A 14934-nucleotide genomic window follows, 5' to 3' on the forward strand; every position below is an offset into this window, starting at 1 on the left:
GGGACCTTCACTGCCCTGGCAGGAGCGTTTCGTGCGAGCGGTCCTCAGCGCCTCAGCGCTCGACCTCGCCGCGGATGAACTTCTCGACGTTCGCGCGGGCCTCGTCGTCGAAGTACTGGACCGGCGGGGACTTCATGAAGTACGAGGAGGCCGACAGGATCGGGCCGCCGATGCCGCGGTCCTTGGCGATCTTCGCGGCGCGCAGGGCGTCGATGATGACACCGGCGGAGTTCGGGGAGTCCCAGACCTCCAGCTTGTACTCCAGGTTCAGCGGGACGTCACCGAAGGCACGGCCCTCCAGGCGGACGTACGCCCACTTGCGGTCGTCCAGCCAGGCCACGTAGTCGGACGGGCCGATGTGGACGTTCTTCTCGCCGAGGTCCCGGTCGGGGATCTGGGAGGTGACGGCCTGCGTCTTGGAGATCTTCTTGGACTCCAGGCGCTCGCGCTCGAGCATGTTCTTGAAGTCCATGTTGCCGCCGACGTTCAGCTGCATCGTGCGGTCGAGGATGACACCGCGGTCCTCGAACAGCTTCGCCATGACGCGGTGCGTGATGGTCGCGCCGACCTGGGACTTGATGTCGTCACCGACGATCGGGACGCCCGCCTCGGTGAACTTGTCCGCCCACTCCTTGGTGCCGGCGATGAAGACCGGGAGGGCGTTGACGAAGGCGACCTTGGCGTCGATGGCGCACTGGGCGTAGAACTTCGCCGCGTCCTCGGAGCCCACGGGCAGGTAGCAGACCAGGACGTCGACCTGCTTGTCCTTCAGGACCTGGACGACGTCGACCGGCTCCTCGGCGGACTCCTCGATGGTGGCGCGGTAGTACTTGCCGAGGCCGTCGAGGGTGTGGCCGCGCTGGACCGTGACACCGGTGCTGGGCACGTCGCAGATCTTGATGGTGTTGTTCTCGGAGGCGCCGATGGCGTCCGCCAGGTCCAGACCGACCTTCTTGGCGTCGACGTCGAACGCCGCGACGAACTCGACGTCGCGCACGTGGTAGTCACCGAACTGCACGTGCATCAGGCCGGGGACCTTGGACGCCGGGTCGGCGTCCTTGTAGTACTCGACTCCCTGCACCAGCGACGCGGCGCAGTTGCCCACGCCGACGATGGCTACGCGAACCGAACCCATTCCGGTTGCTCCCTGTGTGTACGAGTGAGGCCCTGACCGGGTCTCACGTGGCGGTGTCGTCGGGCGTATCCGTGCGGGGGGCCTCCCCGCGACGGGGCAGGCCGCCCGTCGATCCATTGGTGGTGTCCTGCTGAGCGGGCCCCCCGGACGCGGAACCCCTCAGGTCCCGCCCGGCCCGCTCGCTCTCGATGAGCTCGTTCAGCCAGCGCACTTCGCGCTCCACGGACTCCATCCCGTGGCGCTGGAGCTCAAGCGTGTAGTCGTCGAGGCGCTCCCGGGTGCGCGCCAGTGAGGCGCGCATCTTCTCCAGGCGCTCCTCCAGGCGGCTGCGCCGGCCCTCCAGGACGCGCATGCGCACATCGCGCGAGGTCTGCCCGAAGAAGGCGAACCGCGCGGCGAAGTGTTCGTCCTCGTAGGCGTCGGGGCCGGTCTGCGAGAGCAGTTCCTCGAAGTGCTCCTTGCCTTCCGCCGTCAGCCGGTAAACGATCTTGGCGCGGCGTCCGGCGAGGGGAGCGGCGAGGGCGTCGTCCTGGGTGTTCCCGGGCTCCTCGATCAGCCAGCCGTTGGCGACCAGCGTCTTGAGGCAGGGGTAGAGCGTCCCGTAGCTGAACGCACGGAACACACCCAGCGACGTGTTCAGCCGTTTGCGCAGCTCATAGCCGTGCATCGGGGACTCCCGCAGCAGGCCGAGCACGGCGAACTCGAGAATGCCGGAGCGCCGGCTCATCGTCGCCTCCTCCCGGCCCGCGGGGCGGTCCCGCAGGTCTCGCAGTGCCTGTCAGCGCCTTATGTCGCGCTGATGTATCGGTTCGATACATCACGACGATAGAACGGCCCGTCACATGCGACAAGGGGAACGGCGGTGAACGGGATCACATCACCGATTCGTAGGAGGCAAGTTGCCTGTTTTGGGGTGAACTTCGGGGCTCGGTGCGTTTTGGCGCTGCGTAGTCTGTGCGGCATGGACACCACCGGGAACCGCGTGACGCCTGGGGAGCGTCCTCGTCCCCGGTGCAGTACGGGTGAATGCGGAACCGACCACATCCGTACTCCGGGGGGACCGGAAACCAGCCGCCGTTCCAGGCGCGCACGGGTGCGCCTGCCCGAGGAGTAATCGTTCGATGAGCGAGCACCGTCGCAAACCGCCGCAGCCGCAGGGAGGCGGACGTGCCGCGGCCCGACGCGGTCAGTCCGGTTCGTCCTCCGGCCGCCGTGCGGCACCGCGAGGCGCCACCGGGTCTCCTGCCGACTCCTATGGGTTCCGTTCCCATGAGCCGGACTCCGCCGGCGGCGAGGAGCGCCCCTACGGCGGCCGGGCCGAGGCGCGCCGCGCCGCGCAGAGAGGCGGCCGGCGCAGAGGGGCCGACAACACGGGTCCCGGACGCGGCAGGGGCCGCGCGACGACGGCACCCGGCAAGAAGCGGTTCATCGACTATCCCCGGGCCGGCAAGGGCGGCTGGCGGCGCTGGGTGCCCTCCTGGAAGCTGGTCAGCGGGCTGTTCGTCGGCTTCGTCGGCGGCCTGGTGGTGATGGTCGGCGTCGGCTACGCGATGGTCTCGATCCCCAATGAGAACGACGCGGCGAAATCGCAGAACAACGTCTACTACTGGTCCGACGGCACCCAGATGGTGGCCACGGGCACCGGCGTCAACCGGCAGAACGTCAGCGTCGACCAGATCCCCGAGGCGATGCGGTTCGCGGTGATCTCCGCCGAGAACAAGTCCTTCTACCAGGACTCCGGCGTCGACCCCATGGGCATCGCGCGCGCCATGGCCAACATGGCCCGGGGCGGCCAGACGCAGGGTGGCTCGACGATCACCCAGCAGTACGTGAAGAACACGTACCTGAGCCAGGAGCAGACCGTCACCCGCAAGTTCAAAGAGATGTTCATCTCCATAAAGGTGGGCACGAAGCTCAAAAAGGACCAGATCCTCCAGGGCTACCTGAACACCTCGTACTTCGGGCGGGGCGCGTACGGCATCCAGGCCGCGGCGCAGACCTACTACGGCAAGAACGCCGTCGACCTCAAGCCGAGCGAGTGCGCCGTCCTGGCCGCGCTGCTCAAGGGCCCGACGTACTACGACCCCGCGGGCAACCAGGACCTCGACAAGACGGCGACCCCGCAGGCCAACGAGAAGCGCTCCCGGGAACGCTGGGCGTGGATCCTCGACGAGATGCACAAGGACAAGCACCTCAGCGACGCCGAGTACAAGGAAGCCATCGCCCAGTACCCCAAGCCCGACGGTCGCAAGGCGACCAGGGGCATGAACGGCCAGGTCAGCTACCTGGTCGACACGGCGAAGAAGTACGTCCTCGCCCACTCCGACATCACCGAGGCGCAGTTCGACAGGGGCGGCTACCAGATCTACACGACCTTCGAGAAGGACAAGGTCAGCGCGCTGGCCAAGGCCGTGAAGGACGTGCAGAAGGAGAAGCTCGACCCGGAACACCGGGAGCTGGACAAGTACGTCCAGTTCGGCGCGGCCTCGGTGAAGCCCAAGGACGGCGCGATCGTCGCGCTGTACGGCGGTGACGGCTACGAGAACGGGCACTTCACCAACAACGCCGACACCTCCGGCGTCCCCGTGGGCTCGACCTGGAAGCCCTTCGTGCTCGCCGCGGCCATGGAGTACGGCACGTACAAGTCCGGCGGGCAGGGCGTCTCCCCGCTGAGCAAGTACAACGGCGACGACCATCTCAAGGTCCGCAGGCCGGATGGGACGTATTACCTCAACAAGGACAACTCCTACTTCTTCCAGGAGAACGAGAGCGACCATCCCTGGGGTTACATCACCCTGCACAAGGCGATGGAGCAGTCCGTCAACACACCCTTCGTGCAGCTCGGCGTCGATGTGGGGATGTCCAAGGTCCGTGATGTAGCCAAGGCGGCCGGCATCCTTCCCCAGAGCATGTCGCAGGACCTCAACCCGTCCTTCGCCATCGGTACGTCCACGCCCAGCGCGATCCGCATGGCCGACGCCTACGCGACCTTCGCCGCCTCGGGTCAGCAGACGGAGCCGTACTCCGTGACGGCCGTCAAGCTCAACGGCACCGACGCGCCCAGCTTCGTCAAGCCGAAGCCCGCCCCCAAGGAGGCGATGGACCCCAACATCGCCAACAACGTCACGGACGTCCTGGAGAACGTCATCCAGAACGGCACCGCCAAGAAGGCCCTTGCTCTCGGCCGTACGGCGGCGGGCAAGACCGGTACCACCGACGAGAACAAGTCGGCCTGGTTCGTCGGCTACACCCAGCAGCTGTCGACCTCGGTGGCGATGTTCCGCGAGAACCCCAAGGACCACAGGCTGCTGTCCATGAACGGCACCGCGAACACGGACTCCATCCACGGCGGTGACATCCCGACGCAGGTGTGGACCGACTACATGAAGGCGGCGCTCAAGGGGCAGAGCGACCCGGGCTTCCCGAAGGCCACCCCCATCGGCACGGTCCAGAACCAGGCGGGTGCTCCCTCGCCGACCCCGAGCTTCACCCCCACTCCGAGCCGGACCCCGAGCGCCACGCCGACCCCCACTCCCAGCAAGACGACGCCCACGCCGACCCCCTCGGCGAGCGAGACCTGCGGCTTCGGGTGGGGCGACGACTGCGGCGAGAACGGCGTCGGCGGCGGCAACGGTGGCACCGACGGTGGCGGCGACGGCATCGGAGGCACGGACACGGGCGGTACCGACGGAGGCACCTTCCCGACGCCCACCGGCACGGAGACCACCCGGCCCGGGAACAGCCGGGGCGCTGGCAGCAGCAGCGACGGCGGAGGCTGGTTCGCGGGCCAGGAGGGCTAGCCCGGCTCCGTCCGGCCGGCGCGGCAGTGCCCGCCCGGAGCGTTTCACGTGAAACAGGGGCCGTCGCACCCACGAGGTGCGGCGGCCCTTGGCGTGTTCCTGGACGGGTACGGCTTCCCGGACGGGTACGGCAGGATGTGCCCCATGCCCAGTGCAGAGACGACGCCCGCGAGCCAGCAGGAGCCCGAGCCCGTGCGGAAGGCGGTGGCAGAACCGGTGTCACCGACCCGGGAGGACGAGGTCGCCGCCGCCGGCAGTGAGCTGATCGGCGGTCCCCTGGGACGGCGGGCCCTGCCCGGCTCCTCCTGGTGGACCCCGGTGCGGATCGTGGCGCTCGTGGCCATCGGCATGTTCGCCCTCGGCCTGGTCCAGAAGGCGCCCTGCTACCACAACGCCTGGTTCTTCGGTGCGAGCAGCCAGTACACCCACGCCTGCTACTCGGACATCCCGCACCTCTACCAGGGTCGCGGCTTCGCCGACGATCTCGTGCCGTACTTCGACAAGCTCCCCGGCGACATGGACTACCTCGAATACCCGGTGCTCACCGGCGTGTTCATGGAGGTGGCCTCCTGGCTGACCCCGCACAGCGGCTCCCTCCAGCACCAGGAGCGGTGGTACTGGTTCGTCAACGCCGGGATGCTGATGGCGTGCGCCGCCGTCATCGCCGTCAGCGTGGCCCGGACCCACCGCCGGCGCCCCTGGGACGCCCTGCTGGTCGCCCTGGCGCCCGCCTTCGCCCTGACCGCGACCATCAACTGGGACCTGCTCGCCGTGGCGCTGACGGCCGCCGCGATGCTCATGTGGTCGCGGGGCCGGGCCCTCGCCTTCGGCATCCTGCTGGGCCTCGCCACGGCCGCCAAGCTGTATCCCTTCCTGCTGCTCGGCCCTCTGCTGGTGCTGTGCTGGCGGGCCGGGAAGTGGCGCGCGTTCTTCCAGGCACTGGCGGGTGCGGTAGGTGCCTGGCTCGTGGTGAACCTGCCGGTGATGCTCACCCACGACGCGTCGGGCTTCCACATCCGCGAGGGCTGGGCGAAGTTCTACACCTTCAGCAAGGAACGCGGCGTCGACTTCGGCTCCTTCTGGCTGATCTGGGCGCAGAACTCCAGCGACCCGCCCACCACCGGCTTCATCAACAACGCGGCCACCGTGCTGGTGGCGCTGTGCTTCCTCGCCATCGCCGCGCTGACGTTCACCGCCCCGCGCCGGCCGCGCTTCGCCCAGCTCGCCTTCCTGATGGTGGCCGCCTTCGTCCTCACCAACAAGGTCTACTCGCCGCAGTACGTCCTGTGGCTGGTGCCGCTGGCGGTCCTCGCCCGGCCCAAGTGGCGGGACTTCCTGATCTGGCAGGCGTGCGAGGTGGCGTACTTCCTCGGCATCTGGTCGTACCTCGCCTACACGACCAGTGGGGACGCCCACAAGGGGCTGCCGACGCAGGGCTACCACTGGGCGATCGTGGTGCACCTGCTGGGCACGCTGTACCTGTGCGCCGTCGTCGTACGGGACATCCTCATGCCGGAGCGGGACGTGGTGCGCCGGTCCGGGGACGACGATCCCTCGGGCGGGGTGCTCGACGGGGCGCCGGACGTCTACGCGCTCGGCGCCGCGGCGGCCGGCCCGCAGGAGCGGGACACCCGGTTCGGGGCACCGCCGGTGGACTGGGGCCGTCCCGGCGTGCCGTCCCCCGACGACCGCCCGCTCTGAGAGCACCGCGCGCTCCGTCGGCGTGGCGCGGACACACAGAAGGCCGTACCCGGGGCTCCGGGTACGGCCTTCCCGCCGACGTGACCCGCCTCAGCGGTCCACGATGCGGTCGAACTGGGTCGTGGTGTGCCGCAAGTGGGCCACCAGCTCGTCGCCCACCTGCGGCTCGGGGGCGTCCGAGGGCACGAACAGGATCGACACCTGCATGTGCGGCGGCTCGGCGAACCAACGCTGCTTGCCGCCCCAGACGAACGGGGAGAGGTTCCGGTTGACCGTGGCCAGACCGGCCCGGGCGACGCCCTTGGCCCGCGGCATGACGCCGTGCAGGGCCTTCGGGGCCTCCAGGCCCACCCCGTGCGACGTACCGCCCGCCACGACCACCAGGTAGCCGTCGGAAGCCGCCTTCTGCTGCCGGTAGCCGAACCGGTCGCCCTTCGCCACGCGCGTGACGTCCAGGACCGCGCCGCGGTACTCGGTGGCGTCGTGGTCCCCCAGCCACAGCCGCGTGCCGATACGGGCGCGGAACCGGGTCTGCGGGAACTGCTGCTGGAGGCGGATCAGCTCCTCCGCCTTGAGGTGGCTGACGAACATCGTGTGCAGCGGCAGCCGGGCCGCGCGCAGCCGGTCCATCCAGCCGATGACCTCCTCGACGGCGTCCGAGCCGTCGGTGCGGTCCAACGGCAGGTGGATGGCGAAGCCCTCCAGCCGGACGTTCTCTATGGCCTGGTGCAGCTGCGGCAGTTCGTGCTCGCTGACGCCGTGCCGCTTCATCGAGGACATCACCTCGATGACCACACGGGCACCGACGAGGCCGTAGACGCCGTCGACGGACGACACCGAGCGGATCACCCGGTCGGGCAGCGGGACGGGCTCCTCGCCGCGCCGGTACGGCGTCAGCACCAGCAGGTCACCGCCGAAGAAGTCCTTGATGCGCGCGGCCTCGTACGTGGTGCCGACCGCGAGCAGGTCGGAGCCGAGCCGTGTGGCCTCCTCCGACAGCCGTTCGTGCCCGAAGCCGTAGCCGTTGCCCTTGCAGACCGGGACGAGCCCTGGGAACTGCTCCTGCACGTGCTTGTGGTGCGCCCGCCAGCGCGCGGTGTCGACGTAGAGCGTGAGCGCCATGGCCGGACCCGGGACCTTTCTCGTGGCTGGGGTGGATCAGAGAGGGAAAAAGCTGTGAAGGCTATGGAATCAAACGCCGGCGGCTCAGCGGCGCGACATGTAGATGTCGAGCGCCTTGTGGAGCAGCTTGTTCAGCGGGAAGTCCCATTCACCGAGGTACTCGGCGGCCTGACCGCCGGTGCCCACCTTGAACTGGATCAGGCCGAAGAGGTGGTCGGTCTCGTCCAGGGAGTCGGAGATACCGCGCAGGTCGTAGACGGTGGCGCCCATCGCGTAGGCGTCGCGCAGCATCCGCCACTGCATCGCGTTCGACGGCCGGACCTCGCGTCCGATGTTGTCGGAGGCGCCGTAGGAGTACCAGACGTGCCCGCCGACGATCAGCATCGTCGCCGCGGAGAGGTTCACGCCGTTGTGGCGCGCGAAGTACAGCCGCATGCGGTTGGGGTCCTCGGTGTTGAGGGCGGTCCACATGCGCTGGAAGTACGACAGCGGGCGCGGCCGGAACTTGTCACGGACGGCCGTGATCTCGTACAGCCGCTGCCACTCGGGCAGGTCCTGGTAGCCGCCCTGGACGACCTCGACGCCCGCCTTCTCCGCCTTCTTGATGTTGCGGCGCCACAGCTGGTTGAAGTTCTTGTGGACCTCTTCCAGGGAGCGGTTGGCCAGCGGCACCTGGTAGACGTAGCGGGGCTGCACGTCGCCGAAGCCGGCGCCGCCGTCCTCGCCCTGCTGCCAGCCCATGCGGCGCAGCTTGTCGGACACCTCGAAGGCACGCGGCTCGATGTAGTCGGCCTGCAGGTCGCGCAGCCGCTTGACGTCCGGGTCCTGGATGCCCCGCTTGATCGTGTCGGCGTTCCAGCGGCGGATGATCACCGGCGGGCCCATCTTCACGGAGAAGGCACCCTGCTGCTTCAGGTGCGCCAGCATCGGCTGGATCCAGTCGTCCAGGTTCGGGGCGTACCAGTTGATGACCGGGCCCTCGGGCAGGTAGGCGAGGTAACGCTTGATCTTGGGCAACTGGCGGTAGAGGACCAGACCGACGCCGACCAGGTGACCGCTCTTGTCGAACCAGCCGAGGTTCTCCGAGCGCCACTCCGCCTTGACATCGGCCCAGGCCGGGACCTGCATGTGGCTCGCCGCCGGCAGGCTCTGGATGAAGGCCAGATGCTGCTCGCGACTGATGGTCCTCAGGGTCAGGCTCATTCGGGGCGCTCCTCGGGCTGGTGTGTCCCCATGGGTTCAGGGGCTCCGGCTCTCGCGCCGAAGCCTACTGCGCCTCGCGAGCGCCCCGACTGGGCATACGGGCCTCGGGGCCGGGGAGTCAGCCGACGACACCGCCGAACAGACCACCGTGCGCCATGCCGATCAGGAAGCCGACCCCCGCGGCACCGAGGCCCAGGATGAGGCCGAACCGCTCCCGCGTGGTCACCGAGACCCACTGTCCGTAGACGCCGGTGCACAGCGCCACCAGGCCCGCCCATGAGGTCAGCAGGTGGAGGCTGTGGAAGAAGGCGGTGATGAAGGACAGCACGCCCAGGACGAGCGTCACCGCCATCAGGGCGTCCTGCAGCGGATGAGGCTTGCCGTCCGTGGCGAAGAGAGAACCGGCGGTGTTGGGTCGCAATGCCTGTGCCATGGGCACCTCCTGCGGAAGGCGGCGCATCGTAGCGCCGTACACACCCGTTGTGTACAGATTGTCCGGCCCGGCGGCCGGATTTCAACCGGAAGCGGGTGTGCGGGTAGTCTGTACCGTCTGCACTGGTGTCTGCCCAGACCTGTCCAGGTCACACCGACCGGCTCCCCTGAGGGAAAGCCGATTGTCAGTGGCGGCCGATACCGTTGCGTACGCATCACAACCCTCCTGCCACGGAACGACCGTGGCCGCTGAGTCCAAAGGAGGTGGGTTCCACATGCGTCACTACGAGGTGATGGTCATCCTCGACCCCGATCTCGAGGAGCGCGCTGTCTCCCCGCTGATCGAGAACTTCCTGTCCGTCGTCCGTGACGGCGGCGGCAAGGTTGAGAAGGTCGACACCTGGGGCCGTCGTCGTCTCGCCTACGAGATCAAGAAGAAGCCCGAGGGCATCTACTCGGTCGTCGACCTGCAGGCCGAGCCTGCGGTCGTCAAGGAGCTCGACCGCCAGATGAACCTGAACGAGTCGGTCCTCCGGACCAAGGTCCTCCGTCCCGAGACCCACTGAGCCCCGCGCTCAGCTGATCCCGGGATTCGAGTAGCAGCAACCAAGCAGCCAGAGCAGCAAACCCGCCGAGAGGTTCCCCCATGGCAGGCGAGACCGTCATCACGGTCATCGGCAATCTTGTCGACGACCCCGAGCTGCGCTTCACCCCGTCCGGTGCGGCGGTCGCGAAGTTCCGCGTCGCGTCCACTCCCCGTACCTTCGACCGCCAGACGAACGAGTGGAAGGACGGCGAGAGCCTCTTCCTGACCTGCTCGGTCTGGCGCCAGGCGGCGGAGAACGTCGCCGAGTCGCTCCAGCGAGGCATGCGCGTCATCGTGCAGGGCCGGCTGAAGCAGCGGTCGTACGAGGACCGCGAGGGCGTCAAGCGCACGGTCTACGAGCTGGACGTCGACGAGGTCGGCCCCAGCCTGCGCAACGCCACGGCCAAGGTCACCAAGACCGCCGGTGGCGGTGCCCGCGGTGGCCAGGGCGGTTACGGCGGCGGTGGCGGCCAGGGCGGCGGCTGGGGCGGTGGCCCCGGTGGCGGTCAGGGCGGCGCTCCGGCCGACGACCCGTGGGCGACCGGCGCTCCCGCCGGTGGCAACCAGGGTGGCGGCGGCTGGGGCGGCGGCTCCGGCGGCGGTGGCGGCTACTCGGACGAACCCCCCTTCTAAGCCTTCGGGCCAGGCCCTCCGGGCCGGTCCGGGCCGAGGGCGGGTCGTACCCCCACTTCTTGATCACACAGGAGAATCACCATGGCGAAGCCGCCTGTGCGCAAGCCGAAGAAGAAGGTCTGCGCTTTCTGCAAGGACAAGGTCACGTACGTGGACTACAAGGACACGAACATGCTGCGGAAGTTCATTTCCGACCGCGGCAAGATCCGTGCCCGCCGCGTGACCGGCAACTGCACGCAGCACCAGCGTGACGTCGCCACGGCCGTCAAGAACAGCCGTGAGATGGCGCTGCTGCCCTACACCTCCACCGCGCGATAAGGGAAGGGTGACCGACTCATGAAGATCATCCTCACCCACGAGGTCTCCGGCCTCGGTGCCGCGGGCGACGTCGTCGACGTCAAGGACGGTTACGCTCGCAACTACCTGATCCCGCGGAAGTTCGCCATCCGCTGGACCAAGGGTGGCGAGAAGGACGTCGAGCAGATCCGCCGCGCCCGCAAGATCCACGAGATCCAGACCATCGAGCAGGCCAACCAGGTGAAGGCCCAGCTCGAGGGCGTCAAGGTCCGCCTGGCCGTCCGCTCCGGCGACGCCGGTCGTCTCTTCGGTTCCGTCACCCCGGCCGACATCGCGTCCGCGATCAAGGCTTCCGGTGGCCCCGAGGTCGACAAGCGCCGCATCGAGCTCGGCGCTCCGATCAAGACCCTGGGCGCCCACGAGACGTCCGTGCGTCTGCACCCCGAGGTTGCCGCCAAGGTCAGCATCGAGGTCGTCGCGGCCTGATCGCCGCGTGATCGCAACGGTCGCTTGAGCCGTTGAAAGGGGCCGCACCCCGTGAAGGGTGCGGCCCCTTTCGCATGGCCGTACGTCCCGGGTCCGGGACGGTCACCGCTGCATGTTTCACGTGAAACGGACGACGGCCGCCTGCGGCGCGGAACGGTCAGCGGGTCGCGCCCGTCACGATCCAGCGACCCGAGCGGGTGCGCAGCCACAGCGTCAGCATGCGGACCGTCATCATCAGGGCCATCGCCGCCCAGACCGCGGTGAGACCGCCGCCGAGCATGGGCACCAGCAGGGCCACCGGCGCGAACACCGCCAGGGTGAGGACCATGGCCCCGGCCAGATAGGGGCCGTCTCCCGCGCCCATCAGGACTCCGTCCAGGACGAAGACGATCCCGCAGACGGGCTGCGCGAGCGCCACGAGCAGCAGGGCCGGCAGCGCGGCGTCCTTCACCGCGGCGTCGCCGGTGAACAGCGGCAGGAAGAGCGGCCGCGCGACCACCACGAGCACACCCAGGACGACACCGGTCGCGATGCCCCACTGGACCATGCGACGACAGGCCTGGCGAGCTCCCTGGGCGTCCTCCGCGCCCAGATAGCGGCCGATGATGGCCTGTCCCGCGATCGCTATCGCGTCGAGAGCGAAGGACAGCAGGTTCCACAAGGAGAGGATGATCTGGTGCGCGGCGATGTCGGCGTCCCCGAGGCGGGCCGCGACCGCCGTGGCGATCATGGTCATCGCCCGCAGGGACAGCGTACGGACCAGGAGGGGCACGCCGGCCTGGGCCGACGCACGGATTCCTGCGGCGTCGGGCCGCAGGGAGGCACCGTGCCGACGCGCCCCGCGGACGACCACCGTCAGATAGACGGCGGCCATGCCGCACTGCGCGATGACCGTGCCCCAGGCCGAGCCGGCGATGCCGAGTCCGGCGCCATAGACGAGTCCGGCGTTGAGGGCGGCGTTGGTGACGAAGCCGGCGACGGCGACGTAGAGCGGGGTCCGGGTGTCGTGCAGGCCGCGCAGTACCCCGGTCGCGGCCAGGACGATGAGCATCGGGGGGATGCCCAGCGCGGAGATGCGCAGATAGGTTGTGGCGTAGGGGGCCGCGGTGGACGAGGCGCCGAAGAGGTCGACGAGACCGGGGGCCAGCGGCAGGAAGACGGCGATGACGGCGATGCCGAGCAGCAGCGCCAGCCAGATGCCGTCCATGCCCTGCCGGAGCGCCGCCGGGAGATCGCCGGCGCCCACTCGACGGGCCACCGCGGCGGTGGTGGCGTAGGCGAGGAAGACGAACACGCTCACGGCGGTGGTCAGGAGCGCCGAGGCGACGCCGAGACCGGCAAGTTGAGCGGTCCCGAGGTGGCCGACGATCGCACTGTCGGCCATGACGAAAAGAGGCTCGGCGACGAGGGCGCCGAAGGCCGGGAGGGCCAGCGCGACGATTTCTCGGTCGTGCCGCCGCCGGGTGGCCTGGGGTATGTCCGGAGCCTCTGTCATGCGCATCAATCTAATCGTCCACAGGTAAGTGATGCAACTGGCCCGCGCTCCTTACTCCTCATCTCGGGCCGTGTCGTTTCGGGTACCGTTCGAAGCGATCTTGGCCCGACTGGGAAAGTTTTTCTTCTGCACAGCCGGTGGATCGTAAAGACGCAGGTCGGGGGCGTGTTGCCAGGAAGATCGAGGGCTTGTTCACAGGGCTGTCCACCGGGTCGTGCACAGGTTTCGGCGAGTTCTCCACAGCATCGGGCCCGTCGTCCACATGGCCTGTGGATAACCAGATTGGCTGACGGTGCCGACGGGCCTACCGTGGTGCGGCGCCCGCTCCTTCCCACGGCCCGGCGAGTGACCCTCTTCCGGCCCGGGAACCGTCACAAATCCGACGCGCGAGAACCGGAGTCGGGCTTCTCGATTTGTCAGTGTCGTGCCGTACAAAAGAGGCCACGGCGAGGTCCGCCGTGCGGACGGGAGGAGGTGGCTCGGTGAGCATTTCCGAGCCCTTGGACGATCCGTGGGCCGACAGCGGACCCAGCGATCGTCTGCCGGCCTCCCGCCGGCGGGGTGACGGCGGCCGGGGCCGGGACGAGCAGCACGACCGGGGCCGGGAGTCCGGCGCCTGGGACGGCGGAGCCTCCTCCTTCGAGCGGGTGCCGCCGCAGGACCTGGACGCCGAGCAGTCCGTGCTGGGCGGCATGCTGCTGTCCAAGGACGCCATCGCCGACGTCGTGGAGATCCTCAAGGGCCACGACTTCTACAAGCCCGCGCACGAGACGATCTACCAGGCCATCCTGGACGTCTACGCCAAGGGCGAGCCGGCGGACCCGATCACCATCGCCGCCGAGCTGACCAAGCGCGGCGAGATCAACAAGGTCGGCGGCGCCGCCTATCTGCACAGCCTCGTCCAGACCGTGCCGACGGCGGCCAACGCCGAGTACTACGCGGAGATCGTCCACGAGCGGGCCGTCCTGCGCCGCCTGGTCGAAGCCGGTACGCGCATCACACAGATGGGGTACGCGGCCGACGGTGACGTGGACGAGATCGTCAACCGCGCCCAGGCCGAGATCTACGCCGTCACCGAGCAGCGCACCAGCGAGGACTACCTCCCGCTCGGCGACATCATGGAGGGCGCCCTCGACGAGATCGAGGCGATCGGCTCGCGCAGCGGCGAGATGACGGGCGTGCCCACCGGGTTCACCGACTTCGACTCCCTCACGAACGGCCTCCACCCCGGGCAGATGATCGTCATCGCCGCCCGTCCCGCCATGGGCAAGTCGACACTCGCGCTGGACTTCGCCCGGGCCGCGTCCATCAAGCACAACCTGCCGAGCGTGATCTTCTCGCTCGAAATGGGCCGCAACGAGATCGCGATGCGTCTGCTGTCCGCCGAGGCCCGGGTCGCCCTGCACCACATGCGGTCCGGCACGATGACGGACGAGGACTGGACACGGCTCGCCCGCCGGATGCCGGACGTGTCGGCCGCGCCGCTCTACATCGACGACTCCCCGAACCTGTCGATGATGGAGATCCGGGCCAAGTGCCGGCGCCTGAAGCAGCGCAACGACCTGAAGCTCGTCGTCATCGACTACCTCCAGCTGATGCAGTCCGGCGGCTCCAAGCGCGCCGAGAGCCGCCAGCAGGAGGTGTCGGACATGTCCCGTAACCTCAAGCTGCTCGCCAAGGAGCTGGAGATCCCGGTCATCGCGCTCTCCCAGCTCAACCGTGGCCCCGAGCAGCGCACCGACAAGAAGCCGATGGTCTCCGACCTGCGTGAGTCCGGCTCCATCGAGCAGGACGCCGACATGGTCATCCTGCTGCACCGCGAGGACGCCTACGAGAAGGAGTCCCCGCGCGCGGGCGAGGCGGACCTGATCGTCGCCAAGCACCGAAACGGCCCCACGGCCACCATCACGGTCGCCTTCCAGGGGCACTACTCCCGGTTCGTGGACATGGCCCAGACCTGATGCCCTCTTGACGTGCGAAGCCTCGGCCCGGGCGGCGATGACGTTCCAGGGTTCCGGTGCACAGCGCTCGCCACTATGGTGGG

At 68.8% G+C, this 14934-nt stretch carries 13 protein-coding genes; 7 read left to right on the forward strand and 6 right to left on the reverse strand.

Annotated elements, in window-relative coordinates:
- Positions 1 to 52: 52 nt before the first annotated feature.
- Positions 53 to 1135: an inositol-3-phosphate synthase gene (locus ACSURM_RS18815; RefSeq protein WP_436956488.1), complete on the reverse strand. Its 1083-nt coding sequence runs from the start codon at positions 1133 to 1135 to the stop codon at positions 53 to 55.
- Between the two features lie 43 nt (positions 1136 to 1178).
- Positions 1179 to 1862: a PadR family transcriptional regulator gene (locus ACSURM_RS18820; protein WP_436956489.1), complete on the reverse strand. Its 684-nt coding sequence runs from the start codon at positions 1860 to 1862 to the stop codon at positions 1179 to 1181.
- A 394-nt stretch (positions 1863 to 2256) separates the two neighbouring features.
- On the opposite strand from ACSURM_RS18820, the gene ACSURM_RS18825 reads away from it, so the two are divergent.
- Positions 2257 to 4935 carry a transglycosylase domain-containing protein gene (locus ACSURM_RS18825; protein ID WP_436956491.1) on the forward strand — a complete coding sequence of 893 codons (2679 nt, stop codon included), beginning with the start codon at positions 2257 to 2259 and terminating at the stop codon, positions 4933 to 4935.
- A 135-nt stretch (positions 4936 to 5070) separates the two neighbouring features.
- On the forward strand, positions 5071 to 6636 hold the full coding sequence (locus ACSURM_RS18830) for a glycosyltransferase family 87 protein (protein WP_436961135.1): 1566 nt from the start codon (positions 5071 to 5073) through the stop codon (positions 6634 to 6636).
- Between the two features lie 90 nt (positions 6637 to 6726).
- Here ACSURM_RS18830 and ACSURM_RS18835 read toward each other — a convergent pair whose 3' ends face one another.
- From ACSURM_RS18835 to ACSURM_RS18845, 3 genes are all read right to left on the reverse strand, one after another.
- Positions 6727 to 7758, reverse strand: coding sequence for an alanine racemase (locus ACSURM_RS18835; protein ID WP_436956493.1), 1032 nt, complete (start codon positions 7756 to 7758; stop codon positions 6727 to 6729).
- A gap of 84 nt (positions 7759 to 7842) precedes the next feature.
- Positions 7843 to 8961: a lipid II:glycine glycyltransferase FemX gene (locus tag ACSURM_RS18840; protein ID WP_181796709.1), complete on the reverse strand. Its 1119-nt coding sequence runs from the start codon at positions 8959 to 8961 to the stop codon at positions 7843 to 7845.
- Between the two features lie 118 nt (positions 8962 to 9079).
- A complete protein-coding gene (locus ACSURM_RS18845; RefSeq protein ID WP_436956495.1) occupies positions 9080 to 9394 on the reverse strand; it encodes a hypothetical protein in 315 nt (104 codons plus the stop codon).
- Between the two features lie 274 nt (positions 9395 to 9668).
- Between ACSURM_RS18845 and rpsF the strand changes: the two genes are divergently transcribed.
- From rpsF to rplI, 4 genes are all read left to right on the forward strand, one after another.
- Positions 9669 to 9959: a 30S ribosomal protein S6 gene (rpsF, locus tag ACSURM_RS18850; protein WP_436956496.1), complete on the forward strand. Its 291-nt coding sequence runs from the start codon at positions 9669 to 9671 to the stop codon at positions 9957 to 9959.
- An 80-nt stretch (positions 9960 to 10039) separates the two neighbouring features.
- Positions 10040 to 10612, forward strand: coding sequence for a single-stranded DNA-binding protein (locus tag ACSURM_RS18855; protein WP_189752778.1), 573 nt, complete (start codon positions 10040 to 10042; stop codon positions 10610 to 10612).
- Between the two features lie 81 nt (positions 10613 to 10693).
- On the forward strand, positions 10694 to 10930 hold the full coding sequence (rpsR, locus tag ACSURM_RS18860; protein ID WP_003949403.1) for a 30S ribosomal protein S18: 237 nt from the start codon (positions 10694 to 10696) through the stop codon (positions 10928 to 10930).
- Between the two features lie 18 nt (positions 10931 to 10948).
- Positions 10949 to 11395 carry a 50S ribosomal protein L9 gene (gene rplI, locus ACSURM_RS18865; protein WP_359041262.1) on the forward strand — a complete coding sequence of 149 codons (447 nt, stop codon included), beginning with the start codon at positions 10949 to 10951 and terminating at the stop codon, positions 11393 to 11395.
- A gap of 157 nt (positions 11396 to 11552) precedes the next feature.
- On the opposite strand, the gene ACSURM_RS18870 is transcribed toward rplI, so the two are convergent.
- Positions 11553 to 12890, reverse strand: coding sequence for an MATE family efflux transporter (locus ACSURM_RS18870; RefSeq protein WP_436956497.1), 1338 nt, complete (start codon positions 12888 to 12890; stop codon positions 11553 to 11555).
- 482 nt (positions 12891 to 13372) lie between these two features.
- Here ACSURM_RS18870 and dnaB point away from each other — a divergent pair, with 482 nt between their 5' ends.
- Complete coding sequence (gene dnaB / locus ACSURM_RS18875) at positions 13373 to 14851, forward strand: replicative DNA helicase (RefSeq protein ID WP_359041264.1); 1479 nt, start codon at positions 13373 to 13375, stop codon at positions 14849 to 14851.
- Positions 14852 to 14934 lie beyond the last annotated feature (83 nt).

It is taken from the genome of Streptomyces sp. SudanB182_2057 (assembly GCF_964272715.1).
Classification (GTDB): domain Bacteria; phylum Actinomycetota; class Actinomycetes; order Streptomycetales; family Streptomycetaceae; genus Streptomyces; species Streptomyces rubradiris.